A 17,522-nucleotide genomic window follows, 5' to 3' on the forward strand; every position below is an offset into this window, starting at 1 on the left:
AAGGAGTTGATATCAAAATGACAGAAACGGTAGAGGTGGAACAGAAGCAGAAGCTGGAGCGCGGGTATGGCATGAATCAGCTGCCCAAAACCCCTCATTTGTTGGCGTTCGGGCTACAGCATGCGCTCATCATTCTGTTTCAGACATTGCCTGCTCCACTGCTCATCTCCGCAGCTGTGGGAATGGATGCGGTTCAGACCGCCCTCTTGGTTGCGTCTGCGCTCTTCGTGAGCGGTATCTGCACCTTCGTGCAGAGCTTCGGCGTAGGTCCTATCGGCGCGAAGATACCCATGGTCATGGTCGGCAGCTTCGTGTTCATCGCGCCTGCAGCGCTCATCATCCCTCAATCGGGATTCGGCGGATATATGGGCGCGTGCATCGTGGCAGCTATCGTGTGCGGCGTGATATTCGTCCTGTTCTCAGGATGGCTCAAGGTCATATTCCCCTCGTTCATTTCCGGTGCGGTGCTGCTCGTGCTGGGAACCGGCCTGATCGGCAACGCGCTCAACAACTGCGCTGGTGGTGCCGGTGTTGAGAACTACGGCGATCCGATGTTCTTGGCGCTCGCTGGCATCACGTTCCTGATCACGTTGGTGCTGAGTATCTTCGGGCGCGGGTTCATTCAAGGAGCCGCTCCCCTCATCGGCATGGTCATCGGCTTCATCATCAGCATCTGCTTGGGCATGGTCGATTTCTCTGCGGTTGAGGAAGCTGCTTGGTTCGGCGTTCCGCAGCCGCTGGCATGGGGTATCTCGTTCCCTATCGATGCTTGCCTCGTCATGACTTTGGTGGCGGTCTGCGGCGTTGTCGAGATCTTGGGCACCACCTCGGCTACCGTGGATACTGCGGCGAATCGTCCGGCAACGCTCGAAGAGACGCGCAAGACCGTTTTGACGCAGGCGGTGACCAGCGTATTCGCAGGGCTGTTCAACGCCGTGCCCACCATCTCCGGCTCAGCTAACATCGGCCTGATGGGCATCACGAAGGTATTCTCGCGCTTCGCGGTCTCCTGCGCTGGCGTGATCGTCCTCGTCATGGGCCTTTGCCCGAAATTCTCCGCGATCTTCTCAGTGATCCCGAACCCGGTGTTCGGCGGTGCGGTCCTCATGATGTTCGGCACCATTCTCGTCAACGGCATGAAGATCATCATGGAGAGCAAGCAGACCGGCCGTACTCAGACCATCCTCGCGGTGGCGCTCGCGGTGGGCATCGGCTTCAACTCGTTTCCCGATGCGCTCGCTCAATTCCCGTTCTGGGTCTCCACCATGCTTTGCGGCGTTCCCGGCACGGCGTTCGTCGCGGTCATCCTCAACGTGCTGCTGCCTGGCAGGAACCTGAAAAAGCAGTCGCTCGAAGAGGAGAGCGTCGGCGAGGCTGTCGCGCTATCGGATGATCCCGATCATCGCGAGAATCTGATGGGCGTGGAAGTGGATGTGAGCGACCTGAAGGCGCCTGAGCCGGGCGAGGTCATCTCTCCGATCGATTTTGAAGCGGAGAAGGAACCCGTGAATAAGAAGTGAACGATGGATAGCCGGTGCGCTTATGCGCACCGGCGCGACGTAAGGATGGGCTTATGAAAGCCGAAGGTTATGGCATCAACGATCGGCCGCCTGTTCGAGAGCTGATCCCGTTCGGCATCCAGCATGCGCTGCTCATTGCATTCCAAGCGTTGCCCTACCCGCTGCTCGTGGCGGCGGGCTTGGGCTTCGATCCTGTGCAGACTGCCGTGCTGGTCTCGTGCGCGTTCTTCGTGGCCGGCCTCTCGACCATCTTGCAGACCATCGGCATAGGGCCGATCGGAGGCAGGGTGCCCATCGCGATGACGGTCAGCGTCGTGTTCGTCTCGCCCGCGCTCCTTATCGCGCCTCAGGTGGGGTATGCGGGTTATGTTGGTGCATGTCTGGTAGGCAGCTTGATATGCGGGCTCGTGTTCTTCCTCTTCTCCGATAAGCTGCGCCATATCTTTCCGCCGTTCGTCTCCGGCTCGGTGGTGTTCGTGCTCGGCGCCACTTTGATCGGCGTGGCGCTCGGCTATTGCGGTGGCGGGAGCGGCAACGATGATTTCGGAGATCCGATGAATCTCGCCCTTGCAGGGATCACGCTCGTCACCGTGCTCGTCTTCCATGTGCTCGGCAAGGGCTTTTTGCACGGGGCGGCACCGTTGCTCGGCTTGCTCGTCGGCTTCATCGTGGCGGTCTGCATGGGGCGCGTCGATTTCGCTCCGGTGGCAGAGGCGGCTTGGTTCGGATTCCCGCAGCCGCTCTACTGGGGCATCGAATTCCCGCTCGATGCTTGCATCACGATCGGATTCCTGGCTATATGCGGAGTCGCAGAACTGTTGGGTGACGTATCGGCGACGACGAAGATAGCGGCTGACCGGATGCCGACGAAGCGCGAGACGCGCGGGGTCATCTTCACGCAGGCGATCACGAGCGGCCTGTCGGGCTTGTTCAATTGCGGTCCCACCATTTCAGCGAGCGCCGATGTGGGGCTGTTGGGATTCACCAAGGTATGCAGCCGGTACGTGGTGGCGCTGGCAGGATCCATCATGATCCTTGCCGGTATCTGCCCTAAGGTGAGCGCGCTGTGCTCGGTCATCCCCACAGCGGTGTTCGGGGGCGCAGTGCTGCTCATGTTCGGGGTGATCCTGGTGAATGGCATCAAGATCATCATGGAGTCGCGCCCGAACGAGCGCGTCGTGACCATCGTGGCGGTCTCCATCGCTATCGGGCTTGGCTTCAACGCATTCCCTGAAGCGCTCGCGCAGTTCCCCTTCTGGGTGTCGATGTTCCTTTGCGGTATCCCAGGCACTGCATTTACGGCGGTCATCCTGAATCTGATACTGCCTGGACGCAAGCAGTCGGCTCAATGGGTGATGGAGACAGAAGAGGCTGTGGTTGAGCAGGCGATCGCAGACGACGAGGCCATATTTGGAGATGGCTCCTGAAAGAGGGGCATGTTGGCACAGTTGGTCGGCTGTTCTAGTCTGACAGCAGATAGAGCATACGGAGGTACATGCGCATATCGCCATCGTCCAGATCGTCTCCTACAAGGGCGCGTATCTTCTCAAGTCGATACGTCACGGTATTGCGGTGCATGTGCATGGCATCGCACACGGTGCTGATACGACCCTCGCTGCGCAGGTAGACGCGCAGGATCTCGCAGTCGTTCGCGCCCTTCTCGCGGTCGGCGGCGCGCAGGCGCACCAGAGGATTGTTGCTGGCCAGAAGCTTCGTGATGAATTTCTCCGAGCGCGCGAAGGGATCCACTGCGAAGTAGGGGAAGTAGCGGCGAAACCGGAAAATGGACTCTGCCTGCACATCGGAGGTGTCAAAGGAGATGTAGCGCCGCGAATACCGATGCCCATAGCGCAGGGCGATGCGCGCTTCCTCGAGCGCGAAGGCGGCGCTGCCCAAGCTATCGAAGCGCTCGGAGATGCCCAACTGCACCTCCATCTTCAAGGCGAGCGCCCGTAGTTGGGATTCGATGCGGTCGAGTCGATCCTCGTGCTCTTCGGGAACGCAGAGCAGCATAGCCACTTGCTCGTTGTTCACGGCGACCTTGCATTCGGGCATCTCTTCGAGCACTGTTTTGGCGAAATACTCGGTGGGCATCGTCTTCCATGCATTGTCGGCCAGGCACAGCTCGAAGCGGCCCGTCATGGATAACCCATGCATGCGCGCCCGCTCTTCCATGTTGCTGGCCTCATAGGCATTCGTGCTCAAGATCTCTTTCAAGAAGTAGGTATAGCGCTGCTCGAGCGGGTTTTCCAAGCGCCAGTGACGCGCAAGGCACGTTTCCACTTTTTTCGCGAGCAGGTTGAACAAGAACACATGCTCAGGTCCGATGCGGCTGGGTGACACCATGATCAGGTGGGCAGCGTAGCGCCCTTGCTGCTTGATTACGCGATGTGCGTAGGGGAAACCACCGGGAATGTTCGAGTCGTTCTCTACTGCCGTCCAGTCTTGCAGGTTCCACTTGCGCATGACGCCGGAGTGGCGAATGGCATCAACGACGCGCTGCTCGTAGTAACCATGCTCTACGAAGAAGCGGCTGTAATCGTCGAGCGCGGGAATGTTGGGCGTGTGCGCGATATGAGAGAACGTGGAGTCGGAGAGTCCCACGTAGCATTCCAGCACCGGCTCGCTTGCTTTCAGCAAGTCCTGGTTGATGCAGCCCTCTTCCAGCATCTGAGCCATCTCGTCGTTCCATTGGATGATGTTCATCAGCCTGCGCTGGATGCGGTCGGCGATCACGGTGGGAGCGAGGTCGGTGCTGATGACGATGTGATCGGAGTTCGCATCGGTGACGTGCGCTTCATCGGGGTGGGTGATCAGGCAGATGGCGCCTTCAGGAGCGTCTGCGAAGCGCTCAACAACGGAAACGGTTGATTCAGCCACCGCTAATCCTGTCCGACCGCTCTCTGGTATGGCCGAGATCCAACTGAAGAGCTTTTCGGGATGCTTGGGTGCCTTGACGACAGCGATGCCTACACGCTCGCAAAGTCCAACAATAATATCAAGAGGGAACATCATAGCTGCAGCAGTCTCCTTCGCTGTTGACGGAGCGTTTCCTTGTGCGCAGTTTAGCGTAAGAAAAGCAAAAACTCATGTGTACTGTAACCATAAAAATAACGAAATGCTGTTATTGTCGCACATAGTAATGAAAATGCCATATTCCTACAATATATGTCAGAGTTAACGCGCCTGTGCAGGGGCGCGAACGTATCCGAGAAGCACTGTTGAAAGAAGGAGGGAACCATGTCAGGCGTGAACGTAAAAAGTGAGATCATGCCGCTGAAGAAGGTTCTTCTGCACCGACCTGGGGACGAGCTGCTCAACCTTACCCCCAATACGCTAGAAGAGCTTCTCTTTGACGACATCCCGTTCTTGGAGGTGGCACAGCAAGAGCACGACGCTTTTGCGAAGATCCTGCGCGACGAGGGCGTCGAAGTAGTGTATCTGGAAGACCTCATGGCAGAAGTGCTCGACCAGTATCCTGAACTGCGCGATAAGTTCCTGAAGCAGTGGATCTTCGAGGCGGGCATCCGCACCGAGCGCTACCAGAAGATCATCTACGACTACATCAATGACAACTATCCCACCAACAAAGAACTCGTGATGAAAACCATGGCGGGCGTGAACCTGCAAGAGCTGCACACCGACAAGAGCAACTCGCTGGTCGATCTGGTCAGCGACACCTCCAAGCTGGTGTGCGCGCCCATGCCCAATCTGTATTTCACACGCGACCCGTTCGCCATGATCGGCAATGGTGTGTCCATCAACCGCATGTACTCCCAGACGCGTAACCGCGAGACCATCTATGGCGACTACATCTTCAAGTATCATCCCGACTATCAGAACGTGCCGCAGTACTACGAGCGCGACTACACGTTCCACATCGAGGGCGGCGACATCCTCAACATCAACGAGAAGACGCTGGCCATCGGCATCTCGCAGCGTACCGAGCCCGATGCTATCGATCAGATCGCCAAGGACATCTTCTACTCGAACACATCTCCGGTGGAGACCATCCTGGCCTTCAACATTCCGAACTCCCGTGCATTCATGCATCTGGACACGGTGTTCACGCAGATCGATCATGACAAGTTCACCATCCACCCAGGCATCATGGGACCGCTGACGGTCTTCGAGATCAAGCCTGATGGCGACGGTGGCATCCACGTGCGCGAGCGCCACGAGACGCTGGAAGAGATCCTGACCGAGTATGTGGGCGAGAAGGTGCAGTTGATCCCGTGCGGTGGCGGCGATCGTATCGCAGCTGAGCGTGAGCAGTGGAACGATGGTAGCAACACGCTGTGCGTGCGTCCTGGCACGGTAGTCGTCTATCAGCGCAACAACGTCACCAACGAGGTGTTGCGCAAAGAAGGCATCAACGTCTTGGAGATGCCCTCGGCTGAGCTCTCCCGTGGCCGTGGCGGCCCGCGCTGCATGAGCATGCCGATCTGGCGCGAGGATAAGTAGTCATTTGCAACAGCATCACGGAGCGGAAACGGCTCGGTATTCGAATTGACGTACCGCCGCGGAACGCAACGCGAGCGCGATAGCATCCAAGGCGGTACGGATATCAAACGGGCCAGAGGCCCCCAAGGAAAGGAACCATCATGCCAGTCAATCTGAGTGGCCGCAGCTTCACCAAGTTGCTCGACTTCACCCCCGAAGAGATCAACTATCTCATCGATCTCTCTCAAGACTTCAAGAACCTGAAGCGCACCGGAACGCCCCACCGCTATCTTGAGGGTAAGAACATCGTCCTGCTGTTCCAGAAGACCTCCACGCGCACTCGCTGCTCATTCGAGGTGGCAGGCATGGATCTGGGCATGGGCGTGACCTATCTGGATCCTGGTAGCTCCCAGATGGGCAAAAAGGAATCCATCGAGGACACCGCTCGCGTGCTCGGCCGCTTCTATGACGGCATCGAATTCCGCGGCTTCAAGCAGTCCGATGTGGAAGAGCTCGCCGAGAAGTCGGGCGTTCCGGTTTGGAATGGTCTGACCGACGAGTTCCATCCCACGCAGATGATCGCCGACATGCTCACCATCAAGGAGAACTTCCCCACGGGCATCAAGGGTTTGAAGTTCGTATTCTTCGGCGATTGCCGCAACAACATGGGCAACTCGCTCATGGTCGCCTGCTCGAAGCTGGGCCTGCACTTCGTCGGCTGCGGTCCGAAGGAGCTCATGCCTGAGCAGAGTCTGGTGGATACCTGCAAGGATATTTGCAAGGAAACGGGCGGCTCGGTTGAGTTCACCGACGATCCGAAGGCAGCCGCCAAGGATGCCAACGTCCTCTACACCGACATTTGGGTGTCAATGGGCGAGCCGGAAGAACTGTGGGCGCAGCGCATCAAGGAGCTCGAGCCGTTCCGCGTCACGAAGGAACTGATGGCGCTTGCTGACAAGGATGCCATCTTCATGCACTGCCTGCCGTCGTTCCATGACACCAACACCACCATCGGCGCCGATATCGCCGAGAAGTTCGGTGTTACCGAGATGGAAGTGGAAGACGATGTGTTCGAGTCCCGTCAGTCCCGTGTGTTCGACGAGGCCGAGAACCGCATGCATTCCATCAAGGCCATCATGTACGCGACCTTGAGGTAAGGCTTATCGGGAGCTCGCGGCCAGAGGGGCAGCGGGCTCCCTTTCTTTTTTGAAGTATCCAACATGAACAGGAAGGGTGGTGAGACAGATGGCATATGAGAAAGGCGATGGCAAAAGCGTCGTGATCGCTCTGGGCGGAAACGCTTTGGGGAACACCCCGGAAGAGCAGCTCCAGCTGGTCGAAGAGACCGCGGTGCATATCGTGGACATGATCGCCGAGGGCATCAATGTTGTGGTGTCCCACGGTAACGGACCGCAGGTCGGCATGATATCCAACGCGTTCTCCGAGGCATGCGGGCACGATAGCTCCATCCCTGAGATGCCGTTCCCCGAGTGCGGAGCAATGAGCCAAGGATACATCGGATATCAGCTCTCGCAGGCATTGCTCGGCGAGCTGAAGCGGAGGTCCATCCTGCGCTCTACCGCATGCGTTATCACTCAGACCGTCGTCTATCCCGAAGATCCCGCATTCCAGCATCCGACCAAGCCGGTCGGTCCGTTCCTGACCGAGGATGAGGCGAAGGCGCGCGCCGCCGAAACGGGCGCCACGTATGCCGAGGATGCGGGGCGCGGCTGGAGGATGATGGTAGCAAGCCCGAAGCCTCAACGCATCGTGGAGCTGGATGCCATCAAGGATCTGATGGACGATGGCTATGTGGTCATCGCAGCGGGCGGCGGCGGTGTGCCGGTATTCGAGTACGACGACTCCTACCATGGCGTTCCCGCCGTCATCGATAAAGACCGTACGAGCGCTAAGCTTGCAGCAGGTTTCGATGCCGATATGCTGGTCATCCTGACCGCAGTGGAGAAGGTAGCCATCAACTTCGGGAAGCCCGACCAGCAAGAGATCGATCACATGACCATCTCTGAGGCCAGGGCTTACATAGAAGAGGGTCAATTCGCACCCGGTTCTATGCTTCCGAAGGTTCAGGCTTGCATCGAGTACCTGACTGAATACCCGAAGGGCACCGCCCTCATCACGTCGCTGGAGAAGGCGGCGCAGGGCCTGCGCGGCGAGACGGGAACCATCATCACCGCCGGTTGATCGCGCGTGCCGAATCGATCCCGGGCGCGTGCTGGGGTCGCATAGTAGAAAGGGAAGATCATGTCAGCCGCAACTACTGACACGAAGCAGAAGAAAAAGCGTTCGACCATATCGGCGTTTACCATTCTTCTTATCATTTTGGTGGTGCTCGCAGTCATCACCATGATCATGGGCGCTGTTGGGGTGGAAGGCGTGCAGGGCGCGACACTTGCCAACGTCGTCACCGCACCGGTGTTCGGATTCCAAGACGCCATCGGCGTGTGCTTGTTCGTGTTGATCCTTGGTGGTTTTTTGGGGATCATCACCGAGACGGGCGCTTTGGATGCGGGCATCGCGGCACTCGTCCATAAGCTCAAGGGCAATGAGCTCGTCCTCATTCCTATCCTCATGTTCATTTTCTCCATTGGCGGCACCACCTATGGTATGTGCGAGGAAACGGTGCCGTTCTATCTGCTGTTGGCAGCGACCATGGTGGCTGCGGGCTTTGACAGCATCACCGGCGCGGCGGTTGTGCTCTTAGGCGCTGGCTGCGGCGTTTTGGGTTCTACGGTGAACCCGTTCGCGGTAGGTGTTGCAAACGACGCGCTCTCTAGCATGGGCATCGTGCCCAACCAGATCGTGGTCATGGGCTTGGGCGTGGTGCTGTGGCTCGCAACGCTGGCCATCGCCATCGTGTTCGTCATGCGCTATGCCAAGAAGGTCAAGGCCGACAAAGGCTCCACCATCCTATCGCTGCAAGAGCAGGAAGACATGATGAACGAGTGGGGCATGGCCGAGTCCGAGGTAGAGGCTGCCACCGATGACGCTGCAGCTACTCCGAAGATGACCGGCCGCCAGAAGTGGTCGCTGATCGTGTTCGCGCTGACGTTCGTGGTCATGATCGTGAGCTTCATTCCTTGGGAAGACCTGGGCGTCGATGTGTTCGTAGCCGGTTCTGAGACCGAAACGATCACCGAGACCGTTGATAGCTCTATGGCTACCGAGATATCAATACCCGATGCCGAAGATCCTGATGCGAGCCCGACGGTGTACGCTATCGACGGCGATGCTACGACGGTTGAGTTCGACGGCACCGTTGATGGCACCCTGACCACCGAAGAGACAGTCAACGCTGGTTGGTCGTCCTTCCTGACAGGCGTTCCGCTGGGGCAATGGTACTTCGACGAGGCATCCACCTGGTTCCTCATCATGGCTCTTATCATCGGCGTCATCGGTGGCGTTTCTGAGAGCCGTTTCGTGAAGACGTTCATCAGCGGCGCTGCCGATATGATGTCGGTCGTGCTCATCATCGCGCTGGCGCGCTCCATCACGGTGTTGATGGGCGAGACCGGTCTGGATATGTGGATTCTGACCAATGCGGCTGCGGCTTTGACGGGCCTGTCGGCCATCGTGTTCGCACCACTGTCGTTCCTGCTCTACGTGGTGCTGTCGTTCCTGATTCCGTCTTCGTCGGGTATGGCGACGGTATCCATCCCCATCATGGGTGGCCTGGCCAACCAGCTGGGATTCTCGCCTGATGTTATGACGATGATCTACAGCGCAGGCAACGGCCTGGTGAATCTGTTCACGCCAACATCGGGCGCCATCATGGGCGGCTTGGCGCTGGCGAAGGTGGAATACACCACGTGGTTGAAGTTCGGCTGGAAGCTGTTCTTGATACTGGGTGTGGTCTGCATGATCATCTTGACCATAGCCATGATGGTTGTGCCAGGGCCGGTGGTTGGATAACCGATCCGATCTCGCGCTCCTGCCCATGAGCGCTCCGATGCGCTCCCTGTTCTGCGGCGCCCCTTCGGGGGCGCCGTTCGCTTTCATGTGTGTTTGAGAGATGTGTGTTTGAGAGGGTGCGGCTGCGGCTTTTCGGAAGTGCACCCGTGCTCAGATGTGCGCATGTGTGCGGTCATCCCGGGCAGCGTATCAGGGGCAAGCGCGCCTCAGAGGGAAGGTGCATATCAGAGAGCGATCATGCCAGCCAGGTCTGGATGATGGGCGCGTATCCGGTGATGATGACCACTACGATGAGCACAGGCAGCACATAGCGCAAATACGGCTTGAGGATCTTCGGATAGCGCATGCCCTGGCCCGTGTTGGCCTCGGCCAGGAACTTATCCCAGCCCCAACCGATCTTCGAAGTGCAGAATAACAGGAATACCAGCGCGCCTAACGGCAGTAGATTGTTCGACACAATGAAGTCCTCGATGGCTTGGATGTTGCCGATTCCCGGAACCTCCACCCCGGCCCATACGCTGAACCCGAGCACGCAGGGCATGGACAGCACGGCAAGCGCCACGCCGTTGATGGCGCATGATTTCCCGCGCGACCAACCCCATTGATCCATGCTGAAGCTCATGATGTTCTCGAACACCGCAATAACAGTAGAGAGAGCTGCAAAGCTCATGAAAATGAAGAAGAGCGCTCCCCACAAACTTCCTAACGGCATCTGGTTGAAGACGCTGGGCAGCGTGATGAACACCAGCCCCGGACCGCTGCCCGGCTCCACCCCGAAGGCGAAGCAGGCCGGAAAGATGATGAGGCCAGCCATGATGGCAACGAGCGTATCAAGACCGGCGATGCGCACCGCCTCACCGGTGAGCGCGTAGCGTTTGTCGATGTAGCTTCCAAAGATCGACATGGAACCAATGCCTACCGAGACGGTGAAGAACGCCTGGCCCATAGCGGCCAGCATTGCATCGAAGAAGCCGCTCGGCCCGCCTGCGAACAGCTTGCCGAAATCGGGCATGAGGTAGAAGGCAAGGCCGTCGGCTGCGCCAGGAAGCGTGACCGCGCGCACCACCAGCACGGCGAGCACGACGAAAAGCGCCACCATTATGAGCTTCGTGACGCGCTCAACGCCGTTCTTCACGCCAGCGCTCGTGACCGCGACGCCGATGGCGACGGTGATGAGGGTATAGGCTGCCATCTCGAGTGGGCTCGCCAAAAGCGTATTGAACACGCCCTCCACTTCAGATGAGGAAAGCCCGTCGAACGTGCCGGTGATGCTCTTGACCATGAAAGCGAGCATCCACCCGCACACCGCAGTGTAGAACATCATGAGAAGATAGTTGCCTGCGAGCGCTGGCCATTTGAACCAATGCCATTTCGTTCCTGATGGCTCCAAGTCGTCGAAACTGCGCGCCACACCGCGCTGGCTCGCGCGCCCCACCGCGTATTCCATCACCAGAATCGGCAATGCGAACACGGCGAGGAATATCAGGAACATGATCACGAACGCCGCACCGCCGTACTGGCCGGTGATGTAGGGAAAGCGCCACACGTTGCCCAGTCCGATGGCGCATCCGGCGCTGATGAGGATGAATCCGAGTCGGCTGCTGAATCGCTCGCGTTCCATATGATGCCTTCCCTGCGTTGATGATATGCAAAAGCGGGGACAGGCCCCGCTCGGCCCGATTATAGCCCAAGGAGCAGCCGCAGGAAGGATGGTTCCGCGCAGCGGGTGCGACTATAATAGCCTGCACTGCAAGCGCACGACAGCGAAAGGCGAGGATCCATGACGCTCCAACAGCTCCGATATCTGATAGAGATCGCCGCGTGCGGCTCTATTAGTCAGGCAGCGCATAACCTCTACACCTCGCAGAGCAGCCTGTCGGTTGCCGTAAAAGATGTTGAGGCCGAAGTGGGGGTCACCATCTTCGAGCGCAGCAATCGCGGCATCACCACGACGCGCGAAGGCATGGAGTTTCTTGGCTATGCGCGTCAGGTGGTTGAGCAAGCCGATCTGATGGAGCAGCGCTACAGCCGCACTGCCGAGCCGGTGGAGCAGCATCTATCGGTCAGTAGCCAGCACTACACCTTTTGCGTGGAATCGTTTTTGGAATTCGTCGACGAGTATGAGGGGTCTGGCTATACCTTCACCTTGCGCGAGTGCCGCACTGCTGAGATCATCGAGGATGTCCGTGACTTTCGCAGCGATGTGGGCATCCTGTTCCAATCGTCGTTCAACAAACAGGTGATCGGGCGTGCTCTAGAAGATGCCAACTGCGCGTTCCATGCGCTGTTCACCGCTCGCCCGCACATTTTCGTGAACGCGGCGCATCCGCTGGCATCCGAGAAGATGGTGAGCCTTGACGATCTGGCGACGTGGCCGCGCTACACCTTCGAGCAGGGCAACGCCAATTCCTTCTACTATTCCGAAGAGCCGTTCGCTGAATTGCCTGCCAATAAGCGGGTCATCGTCAGCGACCGCGGAACGCTGTCGAACCTGCTCACGCACCATATGGGCTACATCGTGTCCACAGGCGTCATGTCCTCGGAGATGAACACGGGCGTGGTGGCGGTGCCCGTAGACACCAAAGAGATCATGACGGTGGGATATATCGTTCATAACGAGCGGCAGCTCTCTAGCTTGGCCTTGAAATACATAGAGAAGCTGCAATTGTTCATAGAGGAGTATCAGGTTGGCTATTCAGGACTCTAAGAGCGCCCGCGCAGCACACGAAGAGGTGATGGCTGCCGAGCAGGCGCACCTCAGTGCGGTCTATGGCGATCTGGTGCGCATGCGGGATGCCCTCGTGCGCAAGCTCGCTGCGATCGATGCGGATGCAGCAGCTGACAAAGGGGTCATGGCAGAAGAGATGACCCTGAATGCGACCAGTTTCGACGAGGCGCTGGAGACCTATGCGGCCATCAATGCCGCTAACCGGGTGATAGAGGGCTACAACATCGCTGCGGAGACCGCGGCAGCGAAGCTGGCCGATGTTGAGCTGTTGCTGCGCCAGCCGTATTTCGCGAAGGTCGTCCTGTGCTATCAGGCCGACGAAGAGCCGCGCGAACTCTACATCGGGGCGGCCGGTGTGGCCGACGAGAACTTCAAGCGGCTGGTGGTAGATTGGCGCAGCCCGGTTGCCGAGGTGTATTACAACCAGGCGAACGGGCGCACCTCGTACCAGGCGAACGGGCGCACCATCGAGGTCGACCTTGAGTTGCGCCGTCAGTTCGATATCGAGCGCGACGTGTTGCGCGCGTGCTTCGATACCACGGTGGCCATCGAGGATCCGCTGCTGCTCGCATCGCTTTCCGCTGAGCGCTCTTCGCACATGAAAGCCATTACCACGACCATCCAACGTGAGCAGAATACGGTGATTCGCCATGCTGACGTGCCGACGCTTCTGGTGTCGGGCGTGGCTGGTAGCGGGAAGACATCGGTGTTGCTCCAGCGCATCGCGTACCTGTTCTACACCCATCGTGATGATCTCGTGCCCGATCAGGTGCATCTCATAACGCCAAATCCGGTGTTCACCTCCTATATTCAAAACGTGCTTCCCGAGATGGGCGAGCGCAACCCCCATACGTGCACGTGGGACGAGCTGGCGCGCACGTTGTTACCGGCGGGCATGAGCCCGGGCAAGGGAGAGGTGGACGTCGAGCGGCTCTACCGCATGGACGATCGAGTGAGCACGTTGCGCCTCACGCATGCCGATTACGCTGAGATTCGCGCGGACAAGGTCCGTTTCGTCACTCCCAATCAGGTGGATTCGCTCATGCGGCGCTTCGATCGTGTGCCGCTCGGACCGCGACGCGTCACGCTCGTGCGCGAAGAGCTGCTCAAGCGCTTCGATCAACGCTTGAAGCGCATGGCGGCAAGCGAGAGTGCGGCAGACGACCTTGAAGCGCTCAGCATCGAAGAACAGCTGCGCATATTCCATGAAACGCTGCACCCTCAAAGCGAAGCTGAGGTGTGCGATCTGGCGCTGCGCATGTTACGTGACCGCTACGCTGGGGTGCGCGCCGCTCTCGAGCGCGATGAATGGCTGCGCATCGACCGCATCGCCGCGCGCCTTGCGGAGACGAGCGGTGCCGCGCCGGTGGAGTGGCTGTACGCGAAGATGGCGCTCACGGGGCTCTCTGAGCCGGATGCGCGCTACGTCATGATCGATGAGGTGCAGGATTACACGGCCGCGCAGCTTGCCTGCATGGCGAAGTACTTCCGGCGTGCGCGCTTCATGCTCTTGGGGGACGAGAACCAGGCGATCCAAGATACGGCCATCACCTTCGATCAGGTGCGCGCCGTATTCGAGCGGCTCTGCGGTGCGGTGAGCCGGTGCGACCTGATGATCAGCTACCGATCGACCCCGCAGATAACAGCGCTGTTCGCTCGGCTGGCGCGCGATGAGAGCATGCAGATCCAGTCGGTTCATCCCGACGGGCCAGCGCCTGCTCTTGTGGCGTGCGATGATGCGCGCGCGTATCGGATGCGCCTGATGCATCTGATCGAAGAGGCGCACGAGCGCACCGGGTTGACCGCGGTCATCGTGCCGTGGAAAGCGCATCTGAAAGGGTTGCGGGAGGTGTGCGGCGATGCGCTGCCCCTTGTCGAGGACCGAGATAGCTTGCCCGAAAGCGGTCCGTTCGCCATCACGCTCAAGTTAGCGAAGGGACTGGAGTTCGACCAGGTGATTCTGCCGGATGTGAGCGATGCGGTCTACCCTGCAACGGATGCATCCCGTCGACGTTTGTACACCGCCATCAGTCGGGCAACGCACCAGGTTTGGATGTTGTATGTGGGCGAGGCGTCTGCGCTCCTGTCCGAGGTCGAGAAGGCAACGCTGGCATAGAAAAAGCCTATGGCACAGATGGTTTACGAAGCTGCCCCATGCCGTTAGGATGCTGGCAAGATCACTGTTGGCGCAGATAAGGGAGCTGCTATGACCATCTACACGAGCATGACCGAACTGATCGGAAACACCCCATTGATCGAGTTGACGCACTATGAGCGCGCCCATGGGCTTGATGCCACCATCGTCGGCAAGGTGGAGAGCTTCAATCCGGGCGGCAGCGTCAAGGACCGCGTAGCGCAGGCTATGTACGACCAGGCGGTGGCTGACGGCCTGATAGACCGTGACACCGTCATCATCGAACCCACCTCGGGTAACACCGGGATCGGGCTTGCCGCTCTTGCAGCAGCGCGTGGCAATCGCATCATCATCACCATGCCTGAGACCATGTCGGTCGAGCGGCGCAACCTTATGCGCGCCTATGGGGCAGAGCTCGTTCTGACCGATGGCACCAAGGGCATGAAGGGCGCTATCGCCCGCGCCGAGGAACTTGCGGCAGAGATTCCAAATTCATTTATTCCATCGCAGTTTACGAACCCGGCGAACCCGGCGATTCATTACAAGACGACCGGCCCAGAGATTTGGAAAGCGACCGGTGGCAAGGTGGACATTCTTGTTGCGGGCGTGGGTACCGGTGGCACCATATCCGGCGCCGGTGCGTATCTGAAAGAGCGGAATCCCAATCTGCAGGTGATCGCGGTGGAGCCTGCCGGAAGTCCGGTGCTCTCTACCGGATGCGCTGGCTCGCATAAGATTCAAGGCATCGGAGCGGGCTTTGTGCCGGAGGCGCTCAATACCGAGATATACGGCGAAGTCATCACTATCGAGGATGAAGAAGCCTTTGCCGCAGGCCGCGAGTTGGCGGCGCACGACGGGCTGCTCGTTGGCATTTCCTCCGGCGCTGCGGTAGCAGCCGCTACGAAGGTGGCGCAGCGACCAGAGAACAAGGGCAAAAACATTGTGGTTATTCTGCCTGATACAGGCGAGCGCTATCTGACCACCGCGATGTTCGATTTCTCGGAGTAAGCCACTGATGCCATCGCGCAAAGATTATTCGAAGGCCTCCAGAAAACTTTCGAGTGCTACTCATTCAAGGGGTTCCGGTGGCCTTCATAAAGCGAGTTCCGCAGCGACAAAGAGCGCCAGTGGCGCTCTTCTCAAGCGAGGATTGTCTGAGCGACTGAAGGCTTCTGAATCCTCTCTCGGATTGCAATGCGAGGTGAATTCGAAATGCGGCGGGTGCAGCTTGCTCGCGGTGCCGTATGAAGAGCAGCTCGCCGATAAGCAGCATCGCATTCGTGAGTTGTTCGAAGGCATGGCACCCGATGACGCCTTTCAGTCGATCATCGGAATGGACGAACCATATCATTACCGGAACAAGGTGGCCTCGCCCTTCGCACCGGGACGCGGGAAACGCAAAGGTGCCTTCGCAGTGGCAACGGGCATGTATCAGCGGGGCACGCATCGCCTCGTTCCCACCGACAGCTGCGTGATAGAAAACGAGATCGGCAAGCGCGTCGTTGCAGCCATTCGAGCTCTCATGCTGAAATGGAAGATAGCACCATACGACGAAGATGCTCATGCGGGCTTTTTACGCCATGCGGTGGTGCGCGCGGGGCAGCAGAGCGGGGAAGTGCTGGTCACCATCGTTACCAATACCGATGAGTTTCCTTCGTCGAAGTCGTTTTGCCGCGAATTGGTACGGCGCGTGCCCGAGGTGACCACCGTGGTGCAGAACGTGAACACGCGACAGACGAACGTTATCCTGGGCGAGAAGGAGCGCACGCTCTATGGGCCTGGGTTCATCTTGGATGAGCTGTGCGGGCTGTCGTTTCGCATCTCGTCGCAGTCGTTTTATCAGGTGAATGCGCAGCAGGCTGCTGTGCTGTATGAGGCAGCAGTGCGATTGTGCGGTCTTGATGGCAGCCAGACCGTTATCGACGCGTATTGCGGTACAGGAACCATTGGCTTGGTGGCTGCCCGCCGTGGTGCTGTGCGCGTGATAGGCGTTGACAGTGTGGGCTCCGCTGTCCGCGATGCGCGTCAGAACGCGATCCACAACGGCATTGACAATGCGGAGTTCTTCGTTGAGGATGCGACGGATTTTCTGAAGCGCATGGCAGCGGAGGGGCCGCCTGTGCCGCGCGACATCTCCGCCTCTTCGGGGGTACCTTCCTCTTGCGAGGGTGTTGGGGAAGCGGGCACCTCGAGCGAAGGCGGTCTCGTGCTGATGATGGACCCGCCGCGCGCAGGCTCTACGCCGGAGTTCCTGCGAGCCGCCTGTGCGCTCGCGCCCGGGCGCATCGTCTACATCTCATGCAACCCCGCTACCCAAGCCCGTGATGCCCGCATTCTGTTAGAGGGTGGCTACCGCATCGTGCGCATCCAGCCGGTGGATATGTTTCCCCATACCGACCATGTGGAGAACATCGTCTTGTTCGAGCGCAGCTAACGCAAGAAGATGCGGTGAAAGCCAATGCGAGGCATGGTTCTCCTTGCGTTCGTTGCTTCCCGTGAAGGCAGCTTTGCGTGAGACATCTTCATGTGCGAGGAGGTTGTGTCGGCATGAGACGAGAGCTGTTTAGCCGGTTTGCCGACCGGACAAGAAAAAGCCCTTGCCCGCAGCTAGACGGTGGGTTATCATGGGCAACGCTTCGTTGAGGAGCATCGATTCGTGCGGGCGTGGCGGAATTGGCAGACGCGCATGGTTCAGGTCCATGTGAGCTTCGGCTCATGAAGGTTCAAGTCCTTTCGCCCGCACCATCTCAGACATGAAAAGAGCCGC

At 58.9% G+C, this 17,522-nt stretch carries 12 protein-coding genes and 1 tRNA gene; 11 read left to right on the forward strand and 2 right to left on the reverse strand.

The annotated features are described in order from the left end of the window. Positions 1 to 17: 17 nt before the first annotated feature. Complete coding sequence (locus NFR19_RS02395; RefSeq protein ID WP_251212187.1) at positions 18 to 1,520, forward strand: uracil-xanthine permease family protein; 1,503 nt, start codon at positions 18 to 20, stop codon at positions 1,518 to 1,520. Positions 1,521 to 1,573: 53 nt separating this feature from the next. After that, a complete protein-coding gene (locus NFR19_RS02400) occupies positions 1,574 to 2,947 on the forward strand; it encodes a uracil-xanthine permease family protein (protein ID WP_251212188.1) in 1,374 nt (457 codons plus the stop codon). A 34-nt stretch (positions 2,948 to 2,981) separates the two neighbouring features. On the opposite strand, the gene NFR19_RS02405 is transcribed toward NFR19_RS02400, so the two are convergent. Next, the gene (locus NFR19_RS02405) at positions 2,982 to 4,400 is read right to left on the reverse strand and encodes a PucR family transcriptional regulator (protein WP_251212189.1); all 1,419 of its coding nucleotides are present in this window, start codon (positions 4,398 to 4,400) and stop codon (positions 2,982 to 2,984) included. A gap of 360 nt (positions 4,401 to 4,760) precedes the next feature. Here NFR19_RS02405 and arcA point away from each other — a divergent pair, with 360 nt between their 5' ends. The 4 genes from arcA (at position 4,761) to NFR19_RS02425 (ending at position 9,893) form a co-directional block, all read left to right on the forward strand. Then, complete coding sequence (arcA, locus tag NFR19_RS02410; protein WP_251212190.1) at positions 4,761 to 5,984, forward strand: arginine deiminase; 1,224 nt, start codon at positions 4,761 to 4,763, stop codon at positions 5,982 to 5,984. 140 nt (positions 5,985 to 6,124) lie between these two features. Further along, a complete protein-coding gene (argF, locus tag NFR19_RS02415; protein WP_251212191.1) occupies positions 6,125 to 7,120 on the forward strand; it encodes an ornithine carbamoyltransferase in 996 nt (331 codons plus the stop codon). 88 nt (positions 7,121 to 7,208) lie between these two features. Continuing rightward, positions 7,209 to 8,165 carry a carbamate kinase gene (gene arcC / locus NFR19_RS02420; RefSeq protein ID WP_251212192.1) on the forward strand — a complete coding sequence of 319 codons (957 nt, stop codon included), beginning with the start codon at positions 7,209 to 7,211 and terminating at the stop codon, positions 8,163 to 8,165. Positions 8,166 to 8,225: 60 nt separating this feature from the next. Further along, positions 8,226 to 9,893 (forward strand): YfcC family protein, encoded by a 1,668-nt coding sequence (locus tag NFR19_RS02425; RefSeq protein ID WP_251212193.1) that lies wholly within the window; start codon positions 8,226 to 8,228, stop codon positions 9,891 to 9,893. Positions 9,894 to 10,128: 235 nt separating this feature from the next. Here NFR19_RS02425 and NFR19_RS02430 read toward each other — a convergent pair whose 3' ends face one another. Further along, on the reverse strand, positions 10,129 to 11,514 hold the full coding sequence (locus NFR19_RS02430) for a sodium-dependent transporter (protein ID WP_251212194.1): 1,386 nt from the start codon (positions 11,512 to 11,514) through the stop codon (positions 10,129 to 10,131). 159 nt (positions 11,515 to 11,673) lie between these two features. Here NFR19_RS02430 and NFR19_RS02435 point away from each other — a divergent pair, with 159 nt between their 5' ends. The 5 genes from NFR19_RS02435 (at position 11,674) to NFR19_RS02455 (ending at position 17,500) form a co-directional block, all read left to right on the forward strand. Next, positions 11,674 to 12,600, forward strand: a complete 927-nt coding sequence (locus tag NFR19_RS02435; RefSeq protein WP_251212195.1) for a LysR family transcriptional regulator — start codon at positions 11,674 to 11,676, stop codon at positions 12,598 to 12,600. Continuing rightward, positions 12,581 to 14,737 (forward strand): HelD family protein, encoded by a 2,157-nt coding sequence (locus NFR19_RS02440; RefSeq protein ID WP_251212196.1) that lies wholly within the window; start codon positions 12,581 to 12,583, stop codon positions 14,735 to 14,737. Before NFR19_RS02435 ends, NFR19_RS02440 begins: the two co-directional genes overlap by 20 nt. Positions 14,738 to 14,827: 90 nt before the next feature. Then, a complete protein-coding gene (gene cysK / locus NFR19_RS02445; RefSeq protein ID WP_251212197.1) occupies positions 14,828 to 15,763 on the forward strand; it encodes a cysteine synthase A in 936 nt (311 codons plus the stop codon). 142 nt (positions 15,764 to 15,905) lie between these two features. Continuing rightward, on the forward strand, positions 15,906 to 17,189 hold the full coding sequence (gene rlmD / locus NFR19_RS02450; RefSeq protein ID WP_432762717.1) for a 23S rRNA (uracil(1939)-C(5))-methyltransferase RlmD: 1,284 nt from the start codon (positions 15,906 to 15,908) through the stop codon (positions 17,187 to 17,189). A 224-nt stretch (positions 17,190 to 17,413) separates the two neighbouring features. Then, positions 17,414 to 17,500, forward strand: a tRNA-Leu gene (locus tag NFR19_RS02455). Positions 17,501 to 17,522 lie beyond the last annotated feature (22 nt).

The sequence above is a fragment of the Adlercreutzia murintestinalis genome, from assembly GCF_943192905.1.
Lineage (GTDB): Bacteria > Actinomycetota > Coriobacteriia > Coriobacteriales > Eggerthellaceae > Adlercreutzia_A > Adlercreutzia_A murintestinalis.

Coding starts and splice junctions, on each gene's coding strand:
- arcA (WP_251212190.1), top strand. CDS start 4,761: ATGTCAGGCGTGAACGTAAAAAGTGAGATCATGCCGCTGAAGAAGGTT.
- argF (WP_251212191.1), top strand. CDS start 6,125: ATGCCAGTCAATCTGAGTGGCCGCAGCTTCACCAAGTTGCTCGACTTC.
- cysK (WP_251212197.1), top strand. CDS start 14,828: ATGACCATCTACACGAGCATGACCGAACTGATCGGAAACACCCCATTG.
- NFR19_RS02430 (WP_251212194.1), bottom strand. CDS start 11,514: ATGGAACGCGAGCGATTCAGCAGCCGACTCGGATTCATCCTCATCAGC.
- NFR19_RS02425 (WP_251212193.1), top strand. CDS start 8,226: ATGTCAGCCGCAACTACTGACACGAAGCAGAAGAAAAAGCGTTCGACC.
- NFR19_RS02400 (WP_251212188.1), top strand. CDS start 1,574: ATGAAAGCCGAAGGTTATGGCATCAACGATCGGCCGCCTGTTCGAGAG.
- NFR19_RS02395 (WP_251212187.1), top strand. CDS start 18: ATGACAGAAACGGTAGAGGTGGAACAGAAGCAGAAGCTGGAGCGCGGG.
- NFR19_RS02435 (WP_251212195.1), top strand. CDS start 11,674: ATGACGCTCCAACAGCTCCGATATCTGATAGAGATCGCCGCGTGCGGC.
- arcC (WP_251212192.1), top strand. CDS start 7,209: ATGGCATATGAGAAAGGCGATGGCAAAAGCGTCGTGATCGCTCTGGGC.